Below are 17,896 nucleotides of genomic sequence, written 5' to 3' on the forward strand. Positions count from 1 at the left end.
CCCGAGGATGAGGCCGGCAATCCGATTGCCAATCGTGTCGAGGCGGCCAAGCGGCCGCGATCCAGCATGAGTCCGACCCTGGTATTCGACCGCAAGAGCGGTGACCTGGTGGCAAGCCTCGGCTCCCCCGGGGGAGCGGCGATCATCCATTACACGGCCAGGACCCTGGTGGCGATGCTCGACTGGGGACTGGATGCCCAGGAGGCGCTCGACCTGCCCCATGCCATCACCACGGGCGGGTCGGTGTTCCTCGAGGAAGGGCGCTTTCCTCAGGCCACCTTCGACGCCTTGAGGGCCCTGGGCCATGAGGTAGAGGAACGAGAACTGACCAGTGGCCTGCAGGCGATTCAGACAACCGAGGAGGGTTTCTTCGGTGGTGCCGATCCTCGGCGCGAGGGCATGGTGATGGGCGAGTAAGCGCCGGGCACTCAGTTACGCAACCAGTTGCGCATCTTCACCAGCAACAGGCTGCCGTCGCTCAACTCCCGGCGGATATCGATCAACTCGGCCAGCCGTTCCGGGCGGTCGGTGATGATGGCGTCCACACCCAGATCGATCAGTTGAGACATCCTGGTTCTGTCATTGATGGTCCAGGCATATATCTCGTAGTCATAGAGACTGGCCAAGCGAATCTCATTGTCGGTGATCCGGTTGTGACGCAGTCCCAGGGCATCGAAACTGCGACGGTCGAGGGTGCCCGGCAGGATCAGTTGGGCCAGCAGCGCCACCTCGCGGCCGGGATCGGGTTTCATTTCGATCATCAGGCGGCTGCGACCCCGGACGGCGATCAGCGCCTCATCAAGCCCCGGTATGGGCTCACCGACGTAGGCATCCCCGAACCAGCTGCCGACATCGAATACGTCCAACTCTTCCCTGGTCAGCTCGCCCAGATTCCGGGTATCCCCGGTAAGTCTGGTCAGCCTGCGGTCATGGTAGAGCATGACCTGGTCATCGGCCGTGATCCGTACATCTATCTCGATCATGTCGGCCCTGTCCTGAATGGCCCTTTCTACGGCGGCGAGGGTGTTTTCCGGAGCGACCAGGGAACTTCCGCGGTGGGCGATGACAGTGACCTCGTCGCGCAACTCGAAGCTGTTGACGATCAGCCAGGCCTGGAAGAGTGCGAAGCCGATCACACTGATCTCGACGCCCCAGGCGAGCCTTCCCGGGTGAGCATCGGCTGGAGGGGGAGCAGGACGGAGTTCCCGGTGAGCGATACGCAGGTAGAGACAGGCGGCCAGGAGGGCATTGGCCGCGATGCCGATGAAGGTCATCGCCAGTGTCAGCAACACATAGGTCGTGAGGTAGGCGAGCATGGCCGGTACGAGAACCGCATTGCGCTCCGGTAACCACCAGAGCAGCGGCGTGAAGAGTCGGTCGAATAGCGTGGTCGCCATGATCGGCAGGGCGATGATCACCACCAGCAGGGCGATCACGGCCAAGGCAACGGGCAGGTGACGTCGCTGGGTGAGGTGATGGCTGCGCCTCAGTGCCGACAGGGGCCTGAGATCTTCCAGCATGAGTACCGGGAGTGCCAGCAACCACCGGAAGTACAGGGTGGCACTCAGGGAAATCCCGATTACCAGCAGGGGCAGCACGAGATGGGCCCCGACCTGCAACCCCGCCAGGGTGGCCAGGGAGGGCAGACGACGCAGGCTCGCCCAGAGGGCCTCGAAGGCCAGCCGGTAGTGGTTGTCCCGGGGACGAACGGCGACCAGGATCATTCCGGCCTGTTGCAGAAAGAGTACCAGGAAGGTCACGCCGACAGCGGCGAGTAACCACAGGATACCGCCCGGGGTCATGAGGATGTCGAGCATTTCGGCATTGGTGATGATCGGGGTCCCGAAGCGACCCAACAGATAGGCCAGGCTCCAGGCTACCCCTGGCAACACCAGACTCGATGCCAGCAGGGTAAAGAAGAGGTGATAGGCGATCAGTGGTCTGAGGTGCTCGCGCAGGGTGCGCAGCAGATCACCACTCAGTTGGGTAAGGGCCAGCATGGGCGAAGGCATGTCGATACTCCGACGACCTCCTGTTTGCCTTCAATCATTCAGCGACAGACGGGTGTCGGCGACGACGATGCCGTTGTTATCGGCATAGAGCCACTGTCCCGTGGTCAGGGTCACGCCGGCGAATGTCACCGGGATATCGCGCTGCCCTTCACCGTGTTTCTCGCTCTTGCGGGGATGGGCCCCCAGGGCCTGGATGCCAAGTTCGGTCTCGGCGAGAACCTCCACATCCCTTACGCAGCCGTACAACACCACACCGGCCCAGCCCTGTTCGACGGCCTGTTCGGCCAGCATGTCGCCGAGCATGGCGCATCGATGGGAACCGCCCGCATCGACGACCAGGACGGCACCTTCACCGGGCTCGGCGACCGCCTGCTTGACCAGGGAGTTGTCCTCGAAGCACTTGACGGTGCGGATCGGGCCAAAGAAGGCTTCTATGCCACCGAAGTTGACGAAGATCGGATCGAGAACCCGGACGTCGGGATGAGCGTCACAGATATCGGGGGTGATGACAGGGGGCATGGAGGGGCTCCTGATGAGAGGGCAATGTGCCGATAATGCCATAAATGACGGCGAGGGTGGGGATGAGACCTTGGCTGAGGGCGAGAACGAAAAAACGCCCCACCAGGGGGCGTTTCGGTCTTCGGCTCCGGTCGCCGCAAAGAGCGGCCTTCGATGTTGCGAGCATCGGAGTCGACGGACAGGGTATCAGGCTTCCTGGGTCACGGGAATGACGTTGGAGGCTGCGTTCTGATACTCCTCGATTTCATGGAAGTTCATGTAGCGGTAGATCTCGCCGGCCATGGCGTCGAATTCACCCATGTAGCGGCGATATTCGTCGACGGTGGGCAGCCGACCTTCCACGGCTGCCACGGCGGCGAGCTCGGCGGAGGCCAGATAGACATTGGCACCGTCACCCAAACGGTTGGGGAAGTTGCGGGTGGAGGTGGAGACCACGGTGCTCTTGGCGGCCACGCGGGCCTGGTTACCCATGCACAATGAGCAGCCGGGCATTTCCATGCGTGCCCCGGCGCGGCCATAGATGCCGTAGTAGCCTTCCTCGGTCAGCTGATGCTGGTCCATCTTGGTCGGCGGCGCCAGCCACAGGCGGGTCTTCAGGCTGCCGGCCGGCTGTTTCTCCAGCAGCTTGCCCGCTGCGCGGAAGTGGCCGATGTTGGTCATGCAGGAGCCGATGAAGACCTCGTCGATCTTCTGACCGGCCACGTCGGAAAGCAGGCGGGCATCGTCCGGATCGTTCGGGGCGCAGAGGATGGGTTCCTTGATCTCCTCCAGGTCGATCTCGATGACCTCGGCATAGTCGGCGTCGGCATCGGCGCGCATCAGACTCGGGTTGGCCAGCCAGTCTTGCATGGCCAGGATACGGCGCTCGATGGTACGGCGATCGCCGTAACCGCTGTCGATCATCCACTTGAGCAGTGTGATGTTGGAGTTCAGGTACTCGGCGACCGAGTCTTCACTCAGGGTGATGGTGCAGCCGGCGGCGGAGCGCTCTGCGGAAGCGTCGGAGAGTTCGAAGGCCTGCTCGGCGGTGAGGTCGTCCAGTCCCTCGATCTCGAGGATCCGCCCGGAGAAGGCGTTCTTCTTCCCGGATTTCTCCACCGTCAGGATCCCCGCCTTTATTCCGTAGTAGGGAATGGCATGGACCAGATCACGCAGGGTCACGCCGGGCTGGCGCTTGCCCTTGAAACGCACCAGCACGGATTCCGGCATGTCCAGCGGCATCACCCCGGTGGCGGCGGCGAAGGCCACCAGGCCGGAACCGGCCGGGAAGGAGATTCCCATGGGGAAGCGCGTATGGGAGTCCGCGCCGGTGCCCACGGTGTCGGGCAGCAGCATGCGATTCAGCCAGGAGTGGATGATGCCGTCACCGGGACGCAACGAGACGCCACCGCGATTCATGATGAAGTCCGGCAGGCTGTGGTGAGTGTCCACGTCGACCGGCTTCGGATAGGCGGCGGTGTGGCAGAAGGACTGCATGACGAGGTCGGCCTGGAAGCCGAGACACGCCAGGTCCTTGAGCTCGTCGCGCGTCATCGGGCCGGTGGTGTCCTGGGAGCCGACGGTGGTCATCTTCGGTTCGCAGTACATGTCGGGGCGCACGCCATCCAGTCCGCAGGCCTTGCCGACCATCTTCTGAGCCAGGGTGAAGCCCTTGCCGGAATCCCGAGGTTGCTCGGGCAGCCGGAAGACGTCGGAGGGTGGCAGGTTCATTGACTCGCGGGCCCTGGTGGTCAGGCCACGCCCGATGATCAGCGGGATACGACCGCCGGCCCTCACTTCGTCGAGGATCAGTTGAGTCTTGAGCTCGAAGGTGCTGAGCACTTCATCGGTACCGTGCCTGCACACCTTGCCCTCATGGGGATAGACATCGATGATGTCGCCCATCTCCAGTGTCGAGACGTCCATCTCGACGGGCAGGGCACCGGAATCTTCCATGGTGTTGAAGAAGATCGGGGCGATCTTGCCACCGAAGCAGAAGCCGCCGGCTCGTTTGTTCGGCACGTAGGGAATGTCGTCACCGAAGAACCACAGCACGGAATTGGTGGCCGACTTGCGTGAGGAACCGGTGCCGACCACATCACCCACATAGGCAACGGGGAATCCCTTGGCCTTCACTTCCTCGATCTGCTTGATCGGGCCGGTGGTGCCGGGCACGTCAGGCTGGATGCCCTCACGCTCGTTCTTGAGCATGGCGTTGGCATGCAGCGGGATATCCGGACGCGACCAGGCATCGGGTGCCGGGGAGAGATCATCGGTGTTGGTCTCGCCGGGAACCTTGAAGACGGTGAGTGTGATCTTCTCGGCCAGTGCCGGCCTGGACAGGAACCATTCGGCGTCGGCCCAGGATTGCATGACCTCACTGGCGACGTCGTTGCCGGACCTGGCACGGTCCTCGACGTCATGGAAGGCGTCGAACATCAGCAGCGTGTGCTTGAGCTGTTCCCCGGCTTCCCGGGCGAGCTCTGCATCGTCCAGCAGTTCGACCAGGGTGGCGATATTGTAGCCACCCTGCATGGTGCCCAGCAGCTTGACCGCGTGGATCCTGTCGATGACCGGAGACTGCGCCTCACCCTTGGCGATGGCGGTAAGGAAACCTGCCTTGACGTAGGCCGCTTCGTCCACACCCGGCGGGATCCGGTTAGTGATCAGGTCGAGGATGACCTCTTCCTCTCCCGCTGGGGGCGTCTCGAGAAGCTCGATCAAGGATGCGACCTGTTCAGCAGTCAACGGCTTGGGTGGCAAGCCGCTGGCGGCTCGCGCTTCGACTTCCTGGCGATAGGCTTCAAGCACGTGGGGGTCCTCATCGATGTTGGTGGCCGGACAGCGAGGAGCAAGACCGCAGCGAGATCGCCTCCGGCGGGTGGGAAAAGCCATGGAACCATGACTCTCGGACGCTATATACCCTACGGGAAACTGTCGACAATGTTAAGCCAACCCCGCGGTGACGGCCTTGAACTTTGGTCTCCGACATTCCTTCTTGAGCCGGTATGCCAGTCGGCGCTGGTCGCGTTATGATACTTACTTCGCCGAGACCTCAAGCCTTTGCCGTTTTCTCAAGATAGCACCTTCCACTCGAGCCGATGACCATGCGATCATGCCGCGAATCCGCCAGTGCTGACGAGCTCCTGCCCAGTGATCTTCTGGATTTTCTCGCGTGTCGCACGCCGGATGCCTGGATTGGCTGGGCACTGGATAATCCCCAGTTGCTGCTGATTGACCATGCCCAGTGCGAGAAGAAGGCGGCTTCCACCGCCATGAGCCTGCTATACCGTTACGTCGATCGGCCGCTGCTTCTGGAAAAGATGTCGCAACTGGCCCGTGAGGAACTCCTGCACTTCGAGCAGGTGGTCAAGCTGATGAAAGCGCGGGGTATCGTCTACCGCCACCTCAGTGCTTCACGCTATGCCGGGGAACTCCGACGCCATGTCAGGGCCAGGGATCCCGATCGCCTCGTCGACATTCTGATCATCGGCGCTCTGATCGAGGCGCGCAGTTGTGAGCGCTTTGCCAGCCTGATTCCCTACCTCGATACCGAGCTTGCCAAGTTCTATCGGACTCTGGTTAAGTCGGAGGGACGCCATTACGAGGATTACCTGTTGCTGGCCCGTCATGTTGCGTCCGATACGCTTTCAGCTCGCCTTGCCTTCTTCACGGAGCAGGAGGCGATGCTCATCGCCTCCCCGGACTCGGCTTTCCGTTTTCACAGTGGCGTGCCCGCCTGAGGCACCCGCTTTCGCCATGCAGGAAAGAACTTGATGCGGGAACATGCAGATCTAGACGACACCCTCGGCCAGGAGCAGTTGGCACTCTTCGGTCACTTTTCCCTGACCCTGGGTGACGCTGAGCTGACGCAGTTCAGCTATGACAAGGTCAAGGCCCTGCTGGTCTATCTGCTTCTTCATAACCAGCCCGTCAATCGTGCGACCCTGGCGGAATTGTTATGGCCTGATCAGGGGCTGTCCTCAGGGCGTACCAATCTTCGCCACGCCTTACATTGTCTTCGCCAATCACTTGGTGAGGAAGCCGAGCATGTCCTCGTCGTCACTCGTCAGACCATTGCCTTCCGGCTACCCGAGAGCTGGGATGTCGATCTGCATCGGGTCCATACCCTGCTGGATGGTCCCCCTGATGTGGATACGCTCGAGTCCCTGCTGGATTGCTATCAGGGGGACCTCGTCGAGGAATTGCAGTTGTCGGCCTGTGCCGAATTCCAGCGCTGGCTGGTGCAATCCCGTAATGAGTGGCGCCAGCGGGTGATCCGCTTCGCGGAATCCGTCCTCGAGCAGCAGGAATCACTCCCCGACGCGCTGCTCCACGCGCTGGTCAGTCGGTTTTCCGGTTATGGCCCCTTCCACGAACATCTGGTTCGACAGCTTGCCGATCAGGGCCAGCTGGCGGCCGCTCACGAGCAATACAACAGCTACCTGCAGCTGCTCGCCCTTTCCGGTCAACAGCCTGAACCTTCCTTCATGCAGCTGGCGCGCTTCTGGTCGGACGCCCAGATCGACGATCCGGGCATGCGCCCCAAGAGTGGTTTCTCGCGGACTCTGGCGATGGATTCCACTCCCCTTCGCGAGGAGGAGATCGAGCAGCGTCAACTCTCGGTGATGGCGATACGCCTGACCCTGAAGGGTGATCTTTCGTCCCGGGCGGAGGCACGGGCCTGCCTGTCCCTGCAGTTCGAGTTGATGCACTGGCTGGAGCAGCAGTGCCACCACCTGGGCGGCTTCTGGCTTCCCGGTGCCTCGGGGGGGATGGGCCTGGCTTGCTTCGGCACCCATGGACCCGCTCACCAGCTGGCCGAGCTGGTGGCTCTCTTCGAACATTGTCGGCGCCTCTTGCCCGACGAGTGTGCTCGGCATTGGAACGGCGAGGCAGACCCACCCTCCATCGAGCTCACCGCGGGACTGAACAGTGGCCGTGCCGTCTATCTGCCCGATCGCCAGCTCGTCGATCCGATGGGAGAGATTACCCAGGGGTCCCTGGAGTTGATGAGTGCCGCCGAAGGCAGCGAACTGGTGATCTCCCAGGAGGCCAGCCAGCATATGCCGCCGGCCCTTGATCTCGAGCCCCGCTTGTCATCGCGCCTGGTTGCCATCGACGGAAGGGTGCGCCTCAGGGCGCTCGTGCTGGAGGCCAATGAAGGCGGACGAGAGGCGTATCCGCCCAGCCTGGTCGGTCGTGAGTCGGCATTGCGGACGCTTCGTGACGCTCTGGCCCGGACGGGTATCGGGCTGCGGCAGAGTGTTCTCGTCAGAGGGCCGTCCGGTCTCGGCAAGTCCGCCCTGATGGTCGGCTTCCGCCAGCTCGAGCAGAGTCGCGATGCAGCCATCTGCTGGCAGCCCACCACACGCCTCTCCGTTCAGGAACCCTATGGGGTCGCTCGCCTCCTGCTGCGCTGGCGCTTGGGTTGTGAGATCGATGACACCGCTGTTTCCGCTCTCCTGGACGAGCCGGGCGCCCCGTCGCTCCAGGAACACCAGCGCGAGCTTCTCCTGGAGGCCCTGGGCGTCAGTGAGCCACATGAGATTTCCGTACTGACGCGTAACGGTGAGGCCATCGAGCTGGTGGTGTCCCTGCTTCACTTCGTGATCACCTCATCGGCTCGTCATCAGGCCCTGGTGCTGATGATCGATGACCTGCAGTGGCTCGATGAGCCCTCCTTCAAGGTTCTGGCCGGTTTGCAGGCCAGGTTGCCCATCAATTGTGCCTTTCTGCTGGTGGCCAGTCATCACGGACGGGAAGCCTTGCCGACGCGACTCCACTGGGACCATCAGATCACGCTTGGGCGACTGGATGCCATGCAAGCCTCGCGGCTGCTTTCCCAGCTGGCGCGTCGCTACCGCCTGCATCTCAGCCCACGCCTGCGTGGCCAGATCATCGAGCGTTGCGATGGTGTGCCCCTCTACCTTCAGGAGATCTGTCGGCGTGTGGACATGGATCGGCGGGAGGGACGCAGTGTCCAGCTGGACGAGTTGCCCCGTGGACTTCTGGGTCTGCTGGCCAGTCGCATCGATCAACTGGATGCGGACCGTGAAGTGGCTCATGCAGCGGCGGTCCTCGGACGACGCTTCCGCCTGGACTTCCTCGTCGAGTGCAGCGGTCTCGATATGTCACGACTGACGCAGGCAATCGAACTGATGCGCCGGCTCGAGATCATCGAACCCGTCGAGGGTGAGGAGGCCGGTCGGGAGTATCAGTTTACCCATCAGTTGCTGCAGGAAGCCGCCTATCTCTCCTGTCCCCGCGATGTTCGCGTCGCCATTCATCGCCAGGTAGTCACCTTGATCGAAGAGCGCTTCCCGATGTGGATCAGTCGCCATCCCGGGGATTTCGCGACACACCTTCGCCGCAGCGGGCATTATGCCCGGGGGGGGCGTTACTTCGAACTCGCCGCCCGTGAGGCCCTCAAGGTCAGTGCCAACCGCACGGCCTTGAAGATGGCGGATTTCGGCATCGCCAGCCTTCGCCATGTCCAGGACCAGGTAGAGAGGGAGATCAGCCTGCTCACGGTGCGTGGCCAGGCTGCCTTTGCCCTGGAAGGCCATGGCTCGCCCACGGCGCACGAGAGTTTCGTGCGGGCCCGTGAACTGCTGGCCAGCAATGGCGGTGAGGCCGCGGATCTCGATCAGGCCTTCCTGGTCAACTGGGGTCTCTGGGTCGGCTGCAGTCAACGCCATTCCCATGCCGATGCCTTTTCATTGGCTTCGCGGCTGGCCGATCTGGCGGCACGCCTGAAGGATCCACGTTACCGTCGCCTGGCGGATTATGCGGGGGCCAGTTGTGAATACTGGGCGGGCCGCATCGGTCAGGCCTATGACCACCTGGAAGACATCGATCCTCTCAATGCCCAGATGATGATCGAATGGCTGCCGTTTTCCGACCACCCTCAGGTGGCGGCAGCCTGCTTCCAGGGATGGGCTCTCTGCCTGCGGGGCGACTATCAGCGTGCCGAGCATCAGGTGGAGGCCGCCATTCGTCTCGCCGAGTCGATCAATCATCCGGGCAGTCTCGCCATGGCCTTGATGTATGCCGCCGCCCTCTATCGCCAGCTGGGACATGTCCATCTGGCGACCAGCCGTGCCGAGCGTGCCTTCGAGCTTACCGGTACACCGGATCTTTATCTCTGGCAGATTGCGTCCCGGACCGTGCTCGGCTGGCAGCGTGCGCTCTCCGGCGACCGCGAGGGTCTGGTCCTGATCGAGGCCGCGCTGGAAGAGCTGTCAGAGGTGACGGGGCGGGATCATTTTCAGCGGCCCGCTCTCTGGTACGTGGATGCCTGTGTCGCTCTGGGTGAACTCGCCCAGGCCGAGGACTACCTCGATCAGACGCTGGTGATTGCCCGGGAGCGCACGACCCTGTTCGTGCCTGAGCTGGCGATGCATCTGGCCAGGGTGCGTCATCACCTCGATCATCCGGCCCGGGAGGTCAGGGCCCTTGCGGAACAATCCATTCGACTCGCCCGCAACGACGGAAACCTCCACCAGCAACTGGCTGGACTGGAGTTCTGGCTGACCCTTATCGACCCCGAGGATCACCAGGCACGGCAGGAATTTCGTCAGCTGCTGGCCGAGGTCAGCCACAGTGACGCCCCGGTGCTGATGCGGTGGCGTAGCCTGCTGGACAAGAAGACGTCGCTCAAGGCCGGGATGCCGTCCTGATCAATCTCGGGTTGCCAGTTCAAGAGCGTCAATGCGTTCCAGGGCCTGATCACGGTGGTCTCCACAGACGTCGGGGTCGAACTGAAACCCCCGGCAGACATCGGGGCGCCCTGGGTCGCCGAACAATCGGCAGAGATTACGGTCGTCGAGTTGGACGCAGCGAACGCCGGCCGGCTTTCCCTCGGGCATGCCGGGGATCGCCGAACTGATCGTCGGGGCGATGCAGCAAGCCCCGCAACCGGGACGGCAGTCGTTTCCCCCTTGTCCTGATGTCTCGTTGCGATCGTCCATCCGATGCCTCTTCGAGTGGCGGCTGCAGTCTACGTGGCCTGCCGTGATCTGGCCAGAATCGCTGCCAGTTGCTAGAATTTCGCGCCTTCTGACTCTTTGCACCCCTGCGGGCTTCTTCCACAGGGGTGCCATCATCCTGACAACAGTGACCCAATGACAGCCCCCGAACTGCTCTCTCCTGCGGGAACGTTCAAGAACATGCGCTATGCCTTCGCCTACGGGGCGGATGCGGTCTATGCCGGCCAGCCACGCTACTCGCTGCGCGTGCGCAACAACGACTTCAAGATCGATAATCTGCAAAAGGGAATCGCCTACGCCCATGAGCGAGGCAAGCAGTTCTATGTAGCCTCGAATATTGCGCCTCATAACAGCAAGTTGAAGACCTACCTGCGCGATATGGAAGCGGTGATCGAGACCGGGCCGGATGCGCTGATCATGTCCGACCCCGGGCTTATCATGATGGTGCGCGACCGTTGGCCCGACCAGGTCATCCACCTCTCGGTGCAGTCCAATGTGGTGAACTTCGCGGCCGCCAAGTTCTGGCAGCGGCAGGGCATCAGTCGCATCATCCTCTCCCGTGAACTGTCGCTGGCCGAGATCGCCGAGATCCGCGCCGAGTGCCCTGATCTGGAAATCGAGACCTTCGTCCATGGTGCCTTGTGCATCGCCTATTCCGGCCGCTGTCTGCTCTCCGGCTACTTCAATCATCGGGATCCCAACCAGGGCGCCTGCACCAACGCCTGCCGCTGGAAGTACAACACCGTGGCGGCGGCCGAGGACGAGACCGGCGACCTGGTGCCGGCCAACTCGGCCCGCGCCCACGCCGCCAGCGGTGTCTGGACGCCGGGTAGTGATGGACAGCCAGGCGGGCTGATCGCCTCCGGCGGCGGTAGTGCCGACTCGCCCGGGATGAGCACCGCGACAGCCGGCGGGACCGAGGGGCAGGACGAACTCTCGGCGCTGATCGAGGACCGGTCCCGTCCTGGTGAGCTGATGCCGGTATACGAGGACGAGCACGGCACCTACATCATGAATTCCCGTGATCTGCGTGCCGTTCAGCATGTGCCGCGGCTCACCGAGATGGGCGTGACCTCGCTGAAGATCGAGGGGCGCACCAAGTCCCACTACTACGTGGCGCGTACCGCTCAGGTCTACCGCCGGGCCATCGACGACGCCGTGGCCGGCCGGCCCTTCGATATGCGTCTGATGGATGAACTCGACAACCTGGCCAACCGCGGCTATACGGAGGGCTTCTACCGCCGCCACGTTCACGACGAATACCAGAACTATGAGCAGGGCAACTCGGTGGGCGTGCACCAGCAGTTCGTCGGCGAGGTGATCGGCTACGATCCCGACCGGGGCGTGATGGAGATCGACGTCAAGAACCGTTTCGAGGCCGGAGACGCCATGGAACTGATGCTGCCCGGCGGCAACCGGCGCTTCGTGCTCGAGCATATCGAGAACCGGCGCGGGGAATCCGTGGGTGCGGCACCGGGTTCCGGCCATGTGGTGCGCATCCCGGTACCGGGCGAGGCCATCGCGCCGGAGCGGATCGAGTTCGCACTGCTGATGCGTGATCTATAGTTCACGGAGCCCGATTGGTACTCACGGACTCCCGACGCTAAGCTCGAAGGCAGCGTCTGTGGATCCGGCATGTCTCAAGCCTCAGGGAAGCCCATGGCCACCATCGAACACAGCGCAATTCTCAAGGCATCTCCCGAGCGGGTCTTCGCCCTGCTCGAGCGGGTCGAGGACTTTGCCGACTACTCAGACCTGGTCCAGGCCATCGAGTCCCTCGGGGGCGATAAATATCGTTGGCATGTTCATGCGGTTGGCATGGACTGGACCTTCGACGTGGTGATTACCGAGTCGCGTTCCCCTCAGGTGCTGGCCTGGGAGTCACTGGATGGCGTTCACAATCAGGGCTGCTATCGCCTCACGCGAGTCGAGAAGGGTACCGAGGTGACGCTGACCCTGACCTATGATATCCGCAACCGCCTGGTGGAAAAGGCCGTCAATCGTGCCGTCCGGCCTCTGGTCGGCAAGGTCAGCCGTCAGATTCTCGAACGGGTCGAGGCGCGGCTATGATGGAGGGGTTGTCGATATAAAGATTCAATCGGCATCCACGCTACGTCGATCCTGTCGTCAGGCGTAAGATGATTTCGACGAGGCCATCGGCTTCTCTCGAGGATTTCCCACAAGCTCGACGCCTGATGCTTCAGGGCCGTGCCTTCTTTCACGTCTTGCGCAGCGAGGTGTTGAGGTGGTCGACCACCTCGGCCCAGTCGGCGTCCTCTTCAATGGCTTCCCGGAGAAATTCCGCCTGGCCCTCGTTCCAGCAGGAGGCATCCGGGAGCTGGATTTCAGCGGGTATGGGAGCATGGGAGTCGATGAAGCGCTTGATGGATTCCGGGTCGGAGGCTAGCCCCAGTTGATCGAAGAGTTCCGTGAAGGGGTGGTCGGGGTGTTCCATGTCGATTCTCCTTAAGTGGGATGGGAGTTCCCCTCAACGATAGCCATTTCTGGTCGAATCTGCCTGACGACAGTCAACGTTTCAGCGCGTGATGAGAACTCCCTCCTCGCTGATGTCAAGGCGACGATTGCGCCCCGCCATCAGGGCAAAGGCAATGCACAGGCCGATGATGCCGAGAAGCACCAGGGTCAGTGTGGTCAGGGCACCGATGGCAAGCGCGGAGAGCCCCGTTTCCTGCTGTATGCGGGACAGCAGCGGGGCCAACGACGACAGGGCCGGTCGCAGGTTGAGGCCGACCAGCACCATGAGCATCACGAAGACCCAGAGGTGGCGCCGTTTCAGGGCGCGTGACTCGTCGAACATCAGTCCTTGCGCCACTCCCTGCCGCTGCGTGGCCGTGGCCCCTTTGTCGGCCCTTCCTTCGGCACCACCAGAGGGTCCTCGTTGGCGTTCTCCGGACGGAAGACGACCTGCCCCGGCACCCTCGGTGTTTCCTTCTCGGCCTGCCGACGTATGCCGCTGACATCCTCACTGCTGGCCAGGCCACTGCCACCCAGGGGACTCGCCTGGGCGATCAGCTTGCCCTTGAAGGCCCAGCAGCGTTGGGGGACCTGAGCGACCAGCCACTCCCGACCCTGCCATCGCGCCTGGCCGTCGGGAAGCAGCTGCAGTGCCTCGATGGGCACCAGGGCGTCGAAGAGGCGAGCAATGAGGACCACACCACCACCACTCATCTGGACGGCGCCCGAATAACTGCCGGCCTCCAGTGCCGCGAGGACGGTCTTCTGCCTTGCATTGGCCTGGGTGACGCCCTGGCCGCAAAGATGAAGCAGGTCGTCATCGATCTGCTTGATCACCCAGACGTCAACGGGCGCCTTGCCCAGGAGTCGCTTCAGCATGATCCTCGTCCTTCCTTCGCTCGAAAGGTCCGTTGGCGGGTTGGCCGGTCGTCAGGGATGGGGTCGGCAACCCTCGTGATACCCGGATTCACGCCTGCCTGGCGCCTTGTCCCCCGCGCCGACGGCGACGGTTCGCCTGGGTGGTGTCGCCACCGCGTCCGGCTTCCTTGCCTCCCTGATATCCCCCATGTCCAGTATTGCCGCTATTGCCGCGCTTTGCCTGGTCCGGCTTGCGTCCGCCGCGAGCCCCACGTCCGTTCTCGATGGGCTCGGGTCTGGCGTTGGGGTCGGGCTCGAAACCGGGCTCGATGCGCTTCTCCAGATCGCGCTTGATCAGGCGCTCGATGCCCTTAAGCAGGCCATGCTCGTCGACACAGACCAGCGATACCGCCTTGCCTTCGCTGCCGGCCCGGCCGGTGCGGCCGATACGGTGGACATAGTCTTCCGCCACGTTGGGTAGTTCGAAGTTGACCACATGGGGCAATTCGTTGATGTCCAGGCCACGGGCGGCAATATCGGTAGCCACGAGTACCTGCAGATTCCCATCCTTGAAGGCCGCGAGTGCGCGGGTGCGGGCCGTCTGGCTCTTGTTGCCATGAATGGCCATGGCCGGGATATCCTGCTTGGACAATTGCTCGGCCAGTCGATTGGCACCGTGCTTGGTGCGAGTGAAGACAAGCACCTGCTGCCAGTTCTGCGCCGTGATCAGGTGGGCCAGCAGATCACGCTTCTTCTCGCGGTCGACCCGATAGACCGCTTGATCGACGAGTTCGGCAGTGATGTTGCGACGCGCCACCTCGATCATTACCGGGTTGTCGAGCAGTTTGCCGGCCAGCGCCTGGATCTCGTTGGAGAAGGTGGCCGAGAACAGCAGGTTCTGGCGCTTCTCGGGAAGTGCCCGCAGGATCTTCTTGATGTCGTGAATGAAACCCATGTCGAGCATGCGATCGGCTTCGTCCAGCACCAGGATCTCGACCTTCGATAGATCGACGTGTTTCTGCTGGTGCAGGTCGAGCAAGCGTCCTGGAGTGGCGACCAGGATGTCGAGGCCGGCACGGATGGCATCGACCTGGGGTTGCTGACCAACGCCACCGAAGATCACGTGGGAACTCAGGGTTAGGTGTCGACCATAGTCGGCCACGCTCTCGGCCACCTGTGCCGCCAGTTCCCGTGTCGGTGTCAGTACCAGGGCACGGATCTGGCGCTTGCCGGGGCGCGGCCCTTCGGCCAGGCGCTGCAGCATCGGCAGGGTGAAGCCGGCGGTCTTGCCGGTGCCGGTCTGGGCACTGGCCAGCAGGTCACCGCCCTTGAGTACGGCAGGAATCGCCTGGAGCTGAATGGGGGTGGGAACGGTGTAGCCCTGCGCCTCGACAGCACTGAGCAGTTCGGCACGCAGGCCGAGTTCGGAAAAGGTCATGCGGTCTCCGCAAAGACGCCCCAGTCGCGCCATTCACACGAGGTGCTGTGGCGAGTCCCTGGCCGAGGCGACGTAAGGATTCGATGGCGGCAGAAGGGACTTGCGATTGCCGCTGACATGGATCATAACATGGCGGGTGTTGCAGTGCAGCTTCCAGGAAAGGCTCTCATTGTTGCCGCTGCACTGCCTGGGCAATCGCGTCGGCAACCTCATCCCAGCTGCGGCCCAGGGCACGTACGAGGGCAGGATACCCATCGGCATCCAGTTCTGTCTCCGCCAGGAAGCCGTCCATGGCCAGCAGACGACCGTCGACGTGATGCAGTTGCCACTGGCCTCCGGCAATGGCCAGTCCATCATGGCGCCCCTGGAAACGGTCGACCTCGAATCTCAGGCCCAGGGCTTTCTCGTCCCCCAGTCTGCCGTCGTCGATCATGACGCGGGTATTCGGAAGTCGTGTCGTCAGACGGGCACGCAAGCCGCGTTCCAGCTGACGCCCCAGGGGTTCGGCCCACTGGTGTTCTCGGGCCGCGGTGAGGGTGATGTCATCGAGCTGGTACACGATGCCGTCGACATCCAGATAGCGGGCCATGCGAGGCGAACGAATGATCAGGAGTCGGGCGGCGTCGGCGCCAGCGCCGGTCATGGTGCTCGAGGATCCGGGCAGGGTATAGCGCTGGGGCGGCGGCCCTGAACTGGCACAGCCCGACAGCCACAGCATGGCGACAAGGGCAAGGATCCATCTCGTGTGGTGCATCGTTGACTCCTGTCGATCAATCACTGCGTGGGGCCCGGGGGATGGGATCCTGAGTATCCAGGTTGTCGAACAGCAGGGCTCGGGGGTTCTCGTTCAGCGTTTTCGCTACCGGCTGCAGATCGCGCATCAAGCGGTCCAGTCGCTCCACGGTACCGGTCAGTTCCTGATAGGCTGCGGATTCCGGTGACAGGCCCCTAAGTGTCTGCTGTATTTCCTCCAGAGTGGCATTGAAATTGCCGGGAATTGATCGCGTATCCGGGTCCTCGATCAGCGCCTTGAGGGAGGTGGAAAGATTACGCATTTCACCCAGCATCGCCTCCGATGCCGAAAGGTTGCGCTCGATACCCACCAGCAATGGCTCGATCTCAAGGCGGTTGAGCTTGTCGAGCAGGTTGGTTACCTGGGCCTGGATCATCGCGAACCCGCCCGAGGTGGTCGGAAAGACGGTGCGTTCGGAAAAGGTCTCGGCCCTGTAGTCGTCCGCCTCATCGGGATTTAAGGTGATATCGACGAAGAGGGAGCCGGTGAGCAGATTGCCCGATTTCAGTGAAGCCCTGAGTCCCAGGTCGAAGAGCCGCTCGAATCGTGAACGCCACTTTTCGATGTCGATCTCCTGGTTCTCGATCCCCAGACGCTGAGGTTCGATGCGGATGAGTACCGGGATCGAGAAGCTGCTGCGCGTCTCCGGCTGAGGCGCGGTGAACTCCCAGGGGACGGCTGCCACGGTGCCGACGCGAACGCCACGGAATTCTACCGGTGCCCCTCGGGACAGACCACGGATGCTGTCGTCCACCAGCAGCACATATTCCAGGTAACGGTTGAAGGTGCCCTGTCGGGCCGTGTCCTCGTCGGCATAGAGATTGAAGGTGGTATCGGCCTCGACAGGCAGGCCCAGCGGCAGGTCATCCGGAACCCCGAAGCTGACGCCGCCGCCGAGCAGGGATTCCAGGGATGCCACATTGACGCGGAAACCGTCGGCATCGAGCTGCACATCGATACCGCTTGACGACCAGAAACGGCTGTCCTCGACCAGCATGGGTTCGCTTTCGGGGCTCATTCTGGCCGTGATCTCGGCGGTGGAGAGGTCATCGGATAGACTTACCCGCTCGACACGTCCCACCTAGACGTTGCGGGTCTTGATCAGGGTGCTGCCGGCCTCGATGCCTTCGGCATTGGTCATCACCAGGGTGATGGCCGTTCCCCGGCTGCGGTAGTTGTCATAGACCAGCCAGGCGCCGATCAGGATAGCCACGATGGGCACGATCCAGATCGGCGAGATGCGCGTCTGGGGTGATGTCCTGGCCCGGTGGAGGTCCTTCTCGGGCGAGGCATCCTGTCGTGGAGTATCGCTCATCCGGGTGTTCTTTCTTGGCGACGGACAGTCGCAGTGCGCGTCTTCCCTGTGGGCGGAGTGTCCCATATCAGCCGGGGATCGAAGGCCATCGCCGCGAGCATGCTGAGTACCACCACGGTACCAAATGCCAGGGTGGCCGGCCCGGGCGTGATCGACATCAGAGAACCCGCGCGGATAAGGGCGACCAGAATGGCGACGACGAAGACATCCACCATGGACCAGCGGCCGATGAACTCGGTAAGACGGTAGAGTCGCGTACGGGTTCCCGCATTGAGTTCATCGCTGCGCTTCACCACCAGGCAGAGCCAGGTAAGCGCCCCCAGCTTGCCTACGGGAACGATGACACTGGCCACGAAGATCACCATGGCAATCGGCCAGGAGCCCATCTGGATGAGTTCGACCACCCCCCCGATGATGGTCGAAGGCGTGCTCTGACCCAGGCTGGTGGTGGTCATGATCGGGTAGATATTGGCGGGGATGTACATCACCGCACTGGCGGCCAGCAGGGCCCAGGTA

The 17,896-nt window shown here is 62.7% G+C and carries 15 protein-coding genes and 1 pseudogene; 5 read left to right on the top strand and 11 right to left on the bottom strand.

Annotated features, from left to right (window positions below):
* Positions 1-417 (top strand): gamma-glutamyltransferase (locus ACESMD_RS07440; protein WP_372611807.1); only part of this gene is annotated, 417 nt, incomplete at its 5' end.
* A gap of 11 nt (positions 418-428) precedes the next feature.
* Here ACESMD_RS07440 and ACESMD_RS07445 read toward each other — a convergent pair.
* The 3 genes from ACESMD_RS07445 to acnB form a co-directional block, all read right to left on the bottom strand.
* Positions 429-2,012: a glycerophosphodiester phosphodiesterase family protein gene (locus ACESMD_RS07445; RefSeq protein WP_372611809.1), complete on the bottom strand. Its 1,584-nt coding sequence runs from the start codon at positions 2,010-2,012 to the stop codon at positions 429-431.
* 30 nt (positions 2,013-2,042) lie between these two features.
* Positions 2,043-2,531: a ribonuclease E activity regulator RraA gene (gene rraA / locus ACESMD_RS07450; RefSeq protein WP_372611811.1), complete on the bottom strand. Its 489-nt coding sequence runs from the start codon at positions 2,529-2,531 to the stop codon at positions 2,043-2,045.
* A 186-nt stretch (positions 2,532-2,717) separates the two neighbouring features.
* Positions 2,718-5,321 (bottom strand): bifunctional aconitate hydratase 2/2-methylisocitrate dehydratase, encoded by a 2,604-nt coding sequence (gene acnB, locus ACESMD_RS07455; protein ID WP_372611813.1) that lies wholly within the window; start codon positions 5,319-5,321, stop codon positions 2,718-2,720.
* A gap of 296 nt (positions 5,322-5,617) precedes the next feature.
* On the opposite strand from acnB, the gene ACESMD_RS07460 reads away from it, so the two are divergent.
* Entirely contained in the window at positions 5,618-6,253 is a 636-nt protein-coding gene (locus ACESMD_RS07460; protein WP_372611815.1) for a tRNA-(ms[2]io[6]A)-hydroxylase, read from the top strand.
* Between the two features lie 33 nt (positions 6,254-6,286).
* Positions 6,287-10,192: an AAA family ATPase gene (locus tag ACESMD_RS07465; RefSeq protein ID WP_372611817.1), complete on the top strand. Its 3,906-nt coding sequence runs from the start codon at positions 6,287-6,289 to the stop codon at positions 10,190-10,192.
* Here the strand turns inward: ACESMD_RS07465 and ACESMD_RS07470 are convergent, their stop codons facing one another.
* On the bottom strand, positions 10,193-10,483 hold the full coding sequence (locus tag ACESMD_RS07470) for a YkgJ family cysteine cluster protein (RefSeq protein ID WP_372611819.1): 291 nt from the start codon (positions 10,481-10,483) through the stop codon (positions 10,193-10,195).
* A gap of 153 nt (positions 10,484-10,636) precedes the next feature.
* On the opposite strand from ACESMD_RS07470, the gene yegQ reads away from it, so the two are divergent.
* Positions 10,637-12,067, top strand: coding sequence for a tRNA 5-hydroxyuridine modification protein YegQ (yegQ, locus tag ACESMD_RS07475; RefSeq protein WP_372611821.1), 1,431 nt, complete (start codon positions 10,637-10,639; stop codon positions 12,065-12,067).
* A 93-nt stretch (positions 12,068-12,160) separates the two neighbouring features.
* The gene (locus ACESMD_RS07480; RefSeq protein ID WP_372611835.1) at positions 12,161-12,571 is read left to right on the top strand and encodes an SRPBCC family protein; all 411 of its coding nucleotides are present in this window, start codon (positions 12,161-12,163) and stop codon (positions 12,569-12,571) included.
* Between the two features lie 148 nt (positions 12,572-12,719).
* Here ACESMD_RS07480 and ACESMD_RS07485 read toward each other — a convergent pair whose 3' ends face one another.
* The 7 genes and pseudogenes from ACESMD_RS07485 to ACESMD_RS07515 form a co-directional block, all read right to left on the bottom strand.
* The gene (locus ACESMD_RS07485) at positions 12,720-12,956 is read right to left on the bottom strand and encodes a DUF2789 domain-containing protein (protein ID WP_372611823.1); all 237 of its coding nucleotides are present in this window, start codon (positions 12,954-12,956) and stop codon (positions 12,720-12,722) included.
* Positions 12,957-13,037: 81 nt separating this feature from the next.
* Positions 13,038-13,319: a hypothetical protein gene (locus ACESMD_RS07490; protein WP_372611825.1), complete on the bottom strand. Its 282-nt coding sequence runs from the start codon at positions 13,317-13,319 to the stop codon at positions 13,038-13,040.
* The gene (locus ACESMD_RS07495; RefSeq protein WP_372611827.1) at positions 13,319-13,855 is read right to left on the bottom strand and encodes a hypothetical protein; all 537 of its coding nucleotides are present in this window, start codon (positions 13,853-13,855) and stop codon (positions 13,319-13,321) included. Before ACESMD_RS07495 ends, ACESMD_RS07490 begins: the two co-directional genes overlap by 1 nt.
* Positions 13,856-13,943: 88 nt before the next feature.
* Positions 13,944-15,272 carry a DEAD/DEAH box helicase gene (locus ACESMD_RS07500; protein ID WP_372611829.1) on the bottom strand — a complete coding sequence of 443 codons (1,329 nt, stop codon included), beginning with the start codon at positions 15,270-15,272 and terminating at the stop codon, positions 13,944-13,946.
* A gap of 166 nt (positions 15,273-15,438) precedes the next feature.
* Positions 15,439-16,026, bottom strand: coding sequence for a membrane integrity-associated transporter subunit PqiC (locus ACESMD_RS07505; RefSeq protein ID WP_372611831.1), 588 nt, complete (start codon positions 16,024-16,026; stop codon positions 15,439-15,441).
* 16 nt (positions 16,027-16,042) lie between these two features.
* A pseudogene (locus tag ACESMD_RS07510) lies at positions 16,043-17,380 on the bottom strand (intermembrane transport protein PqiB).
* Positions 17,377-17,896: paraquat-inducible protein A (locus ACESMD_RS07515; RefSeq protein WP_372611833.1), on the bottom strand; the 520-nt coding region annotated here is incomplete at its 5' end. The pseudogene ACESMD_RS07510 and the gene ACESMD_RS07515, both read right to left, overlap by 4 nt.

The sequence above is a fragment of the Halomonas sp. genome, assembly GCF_041689495.1.
Lineage (GTDB): Bacteria > Pseudomonadota > Gammaproteobacteria > Pseudomonadales > Halomonadaceae > Halomonas.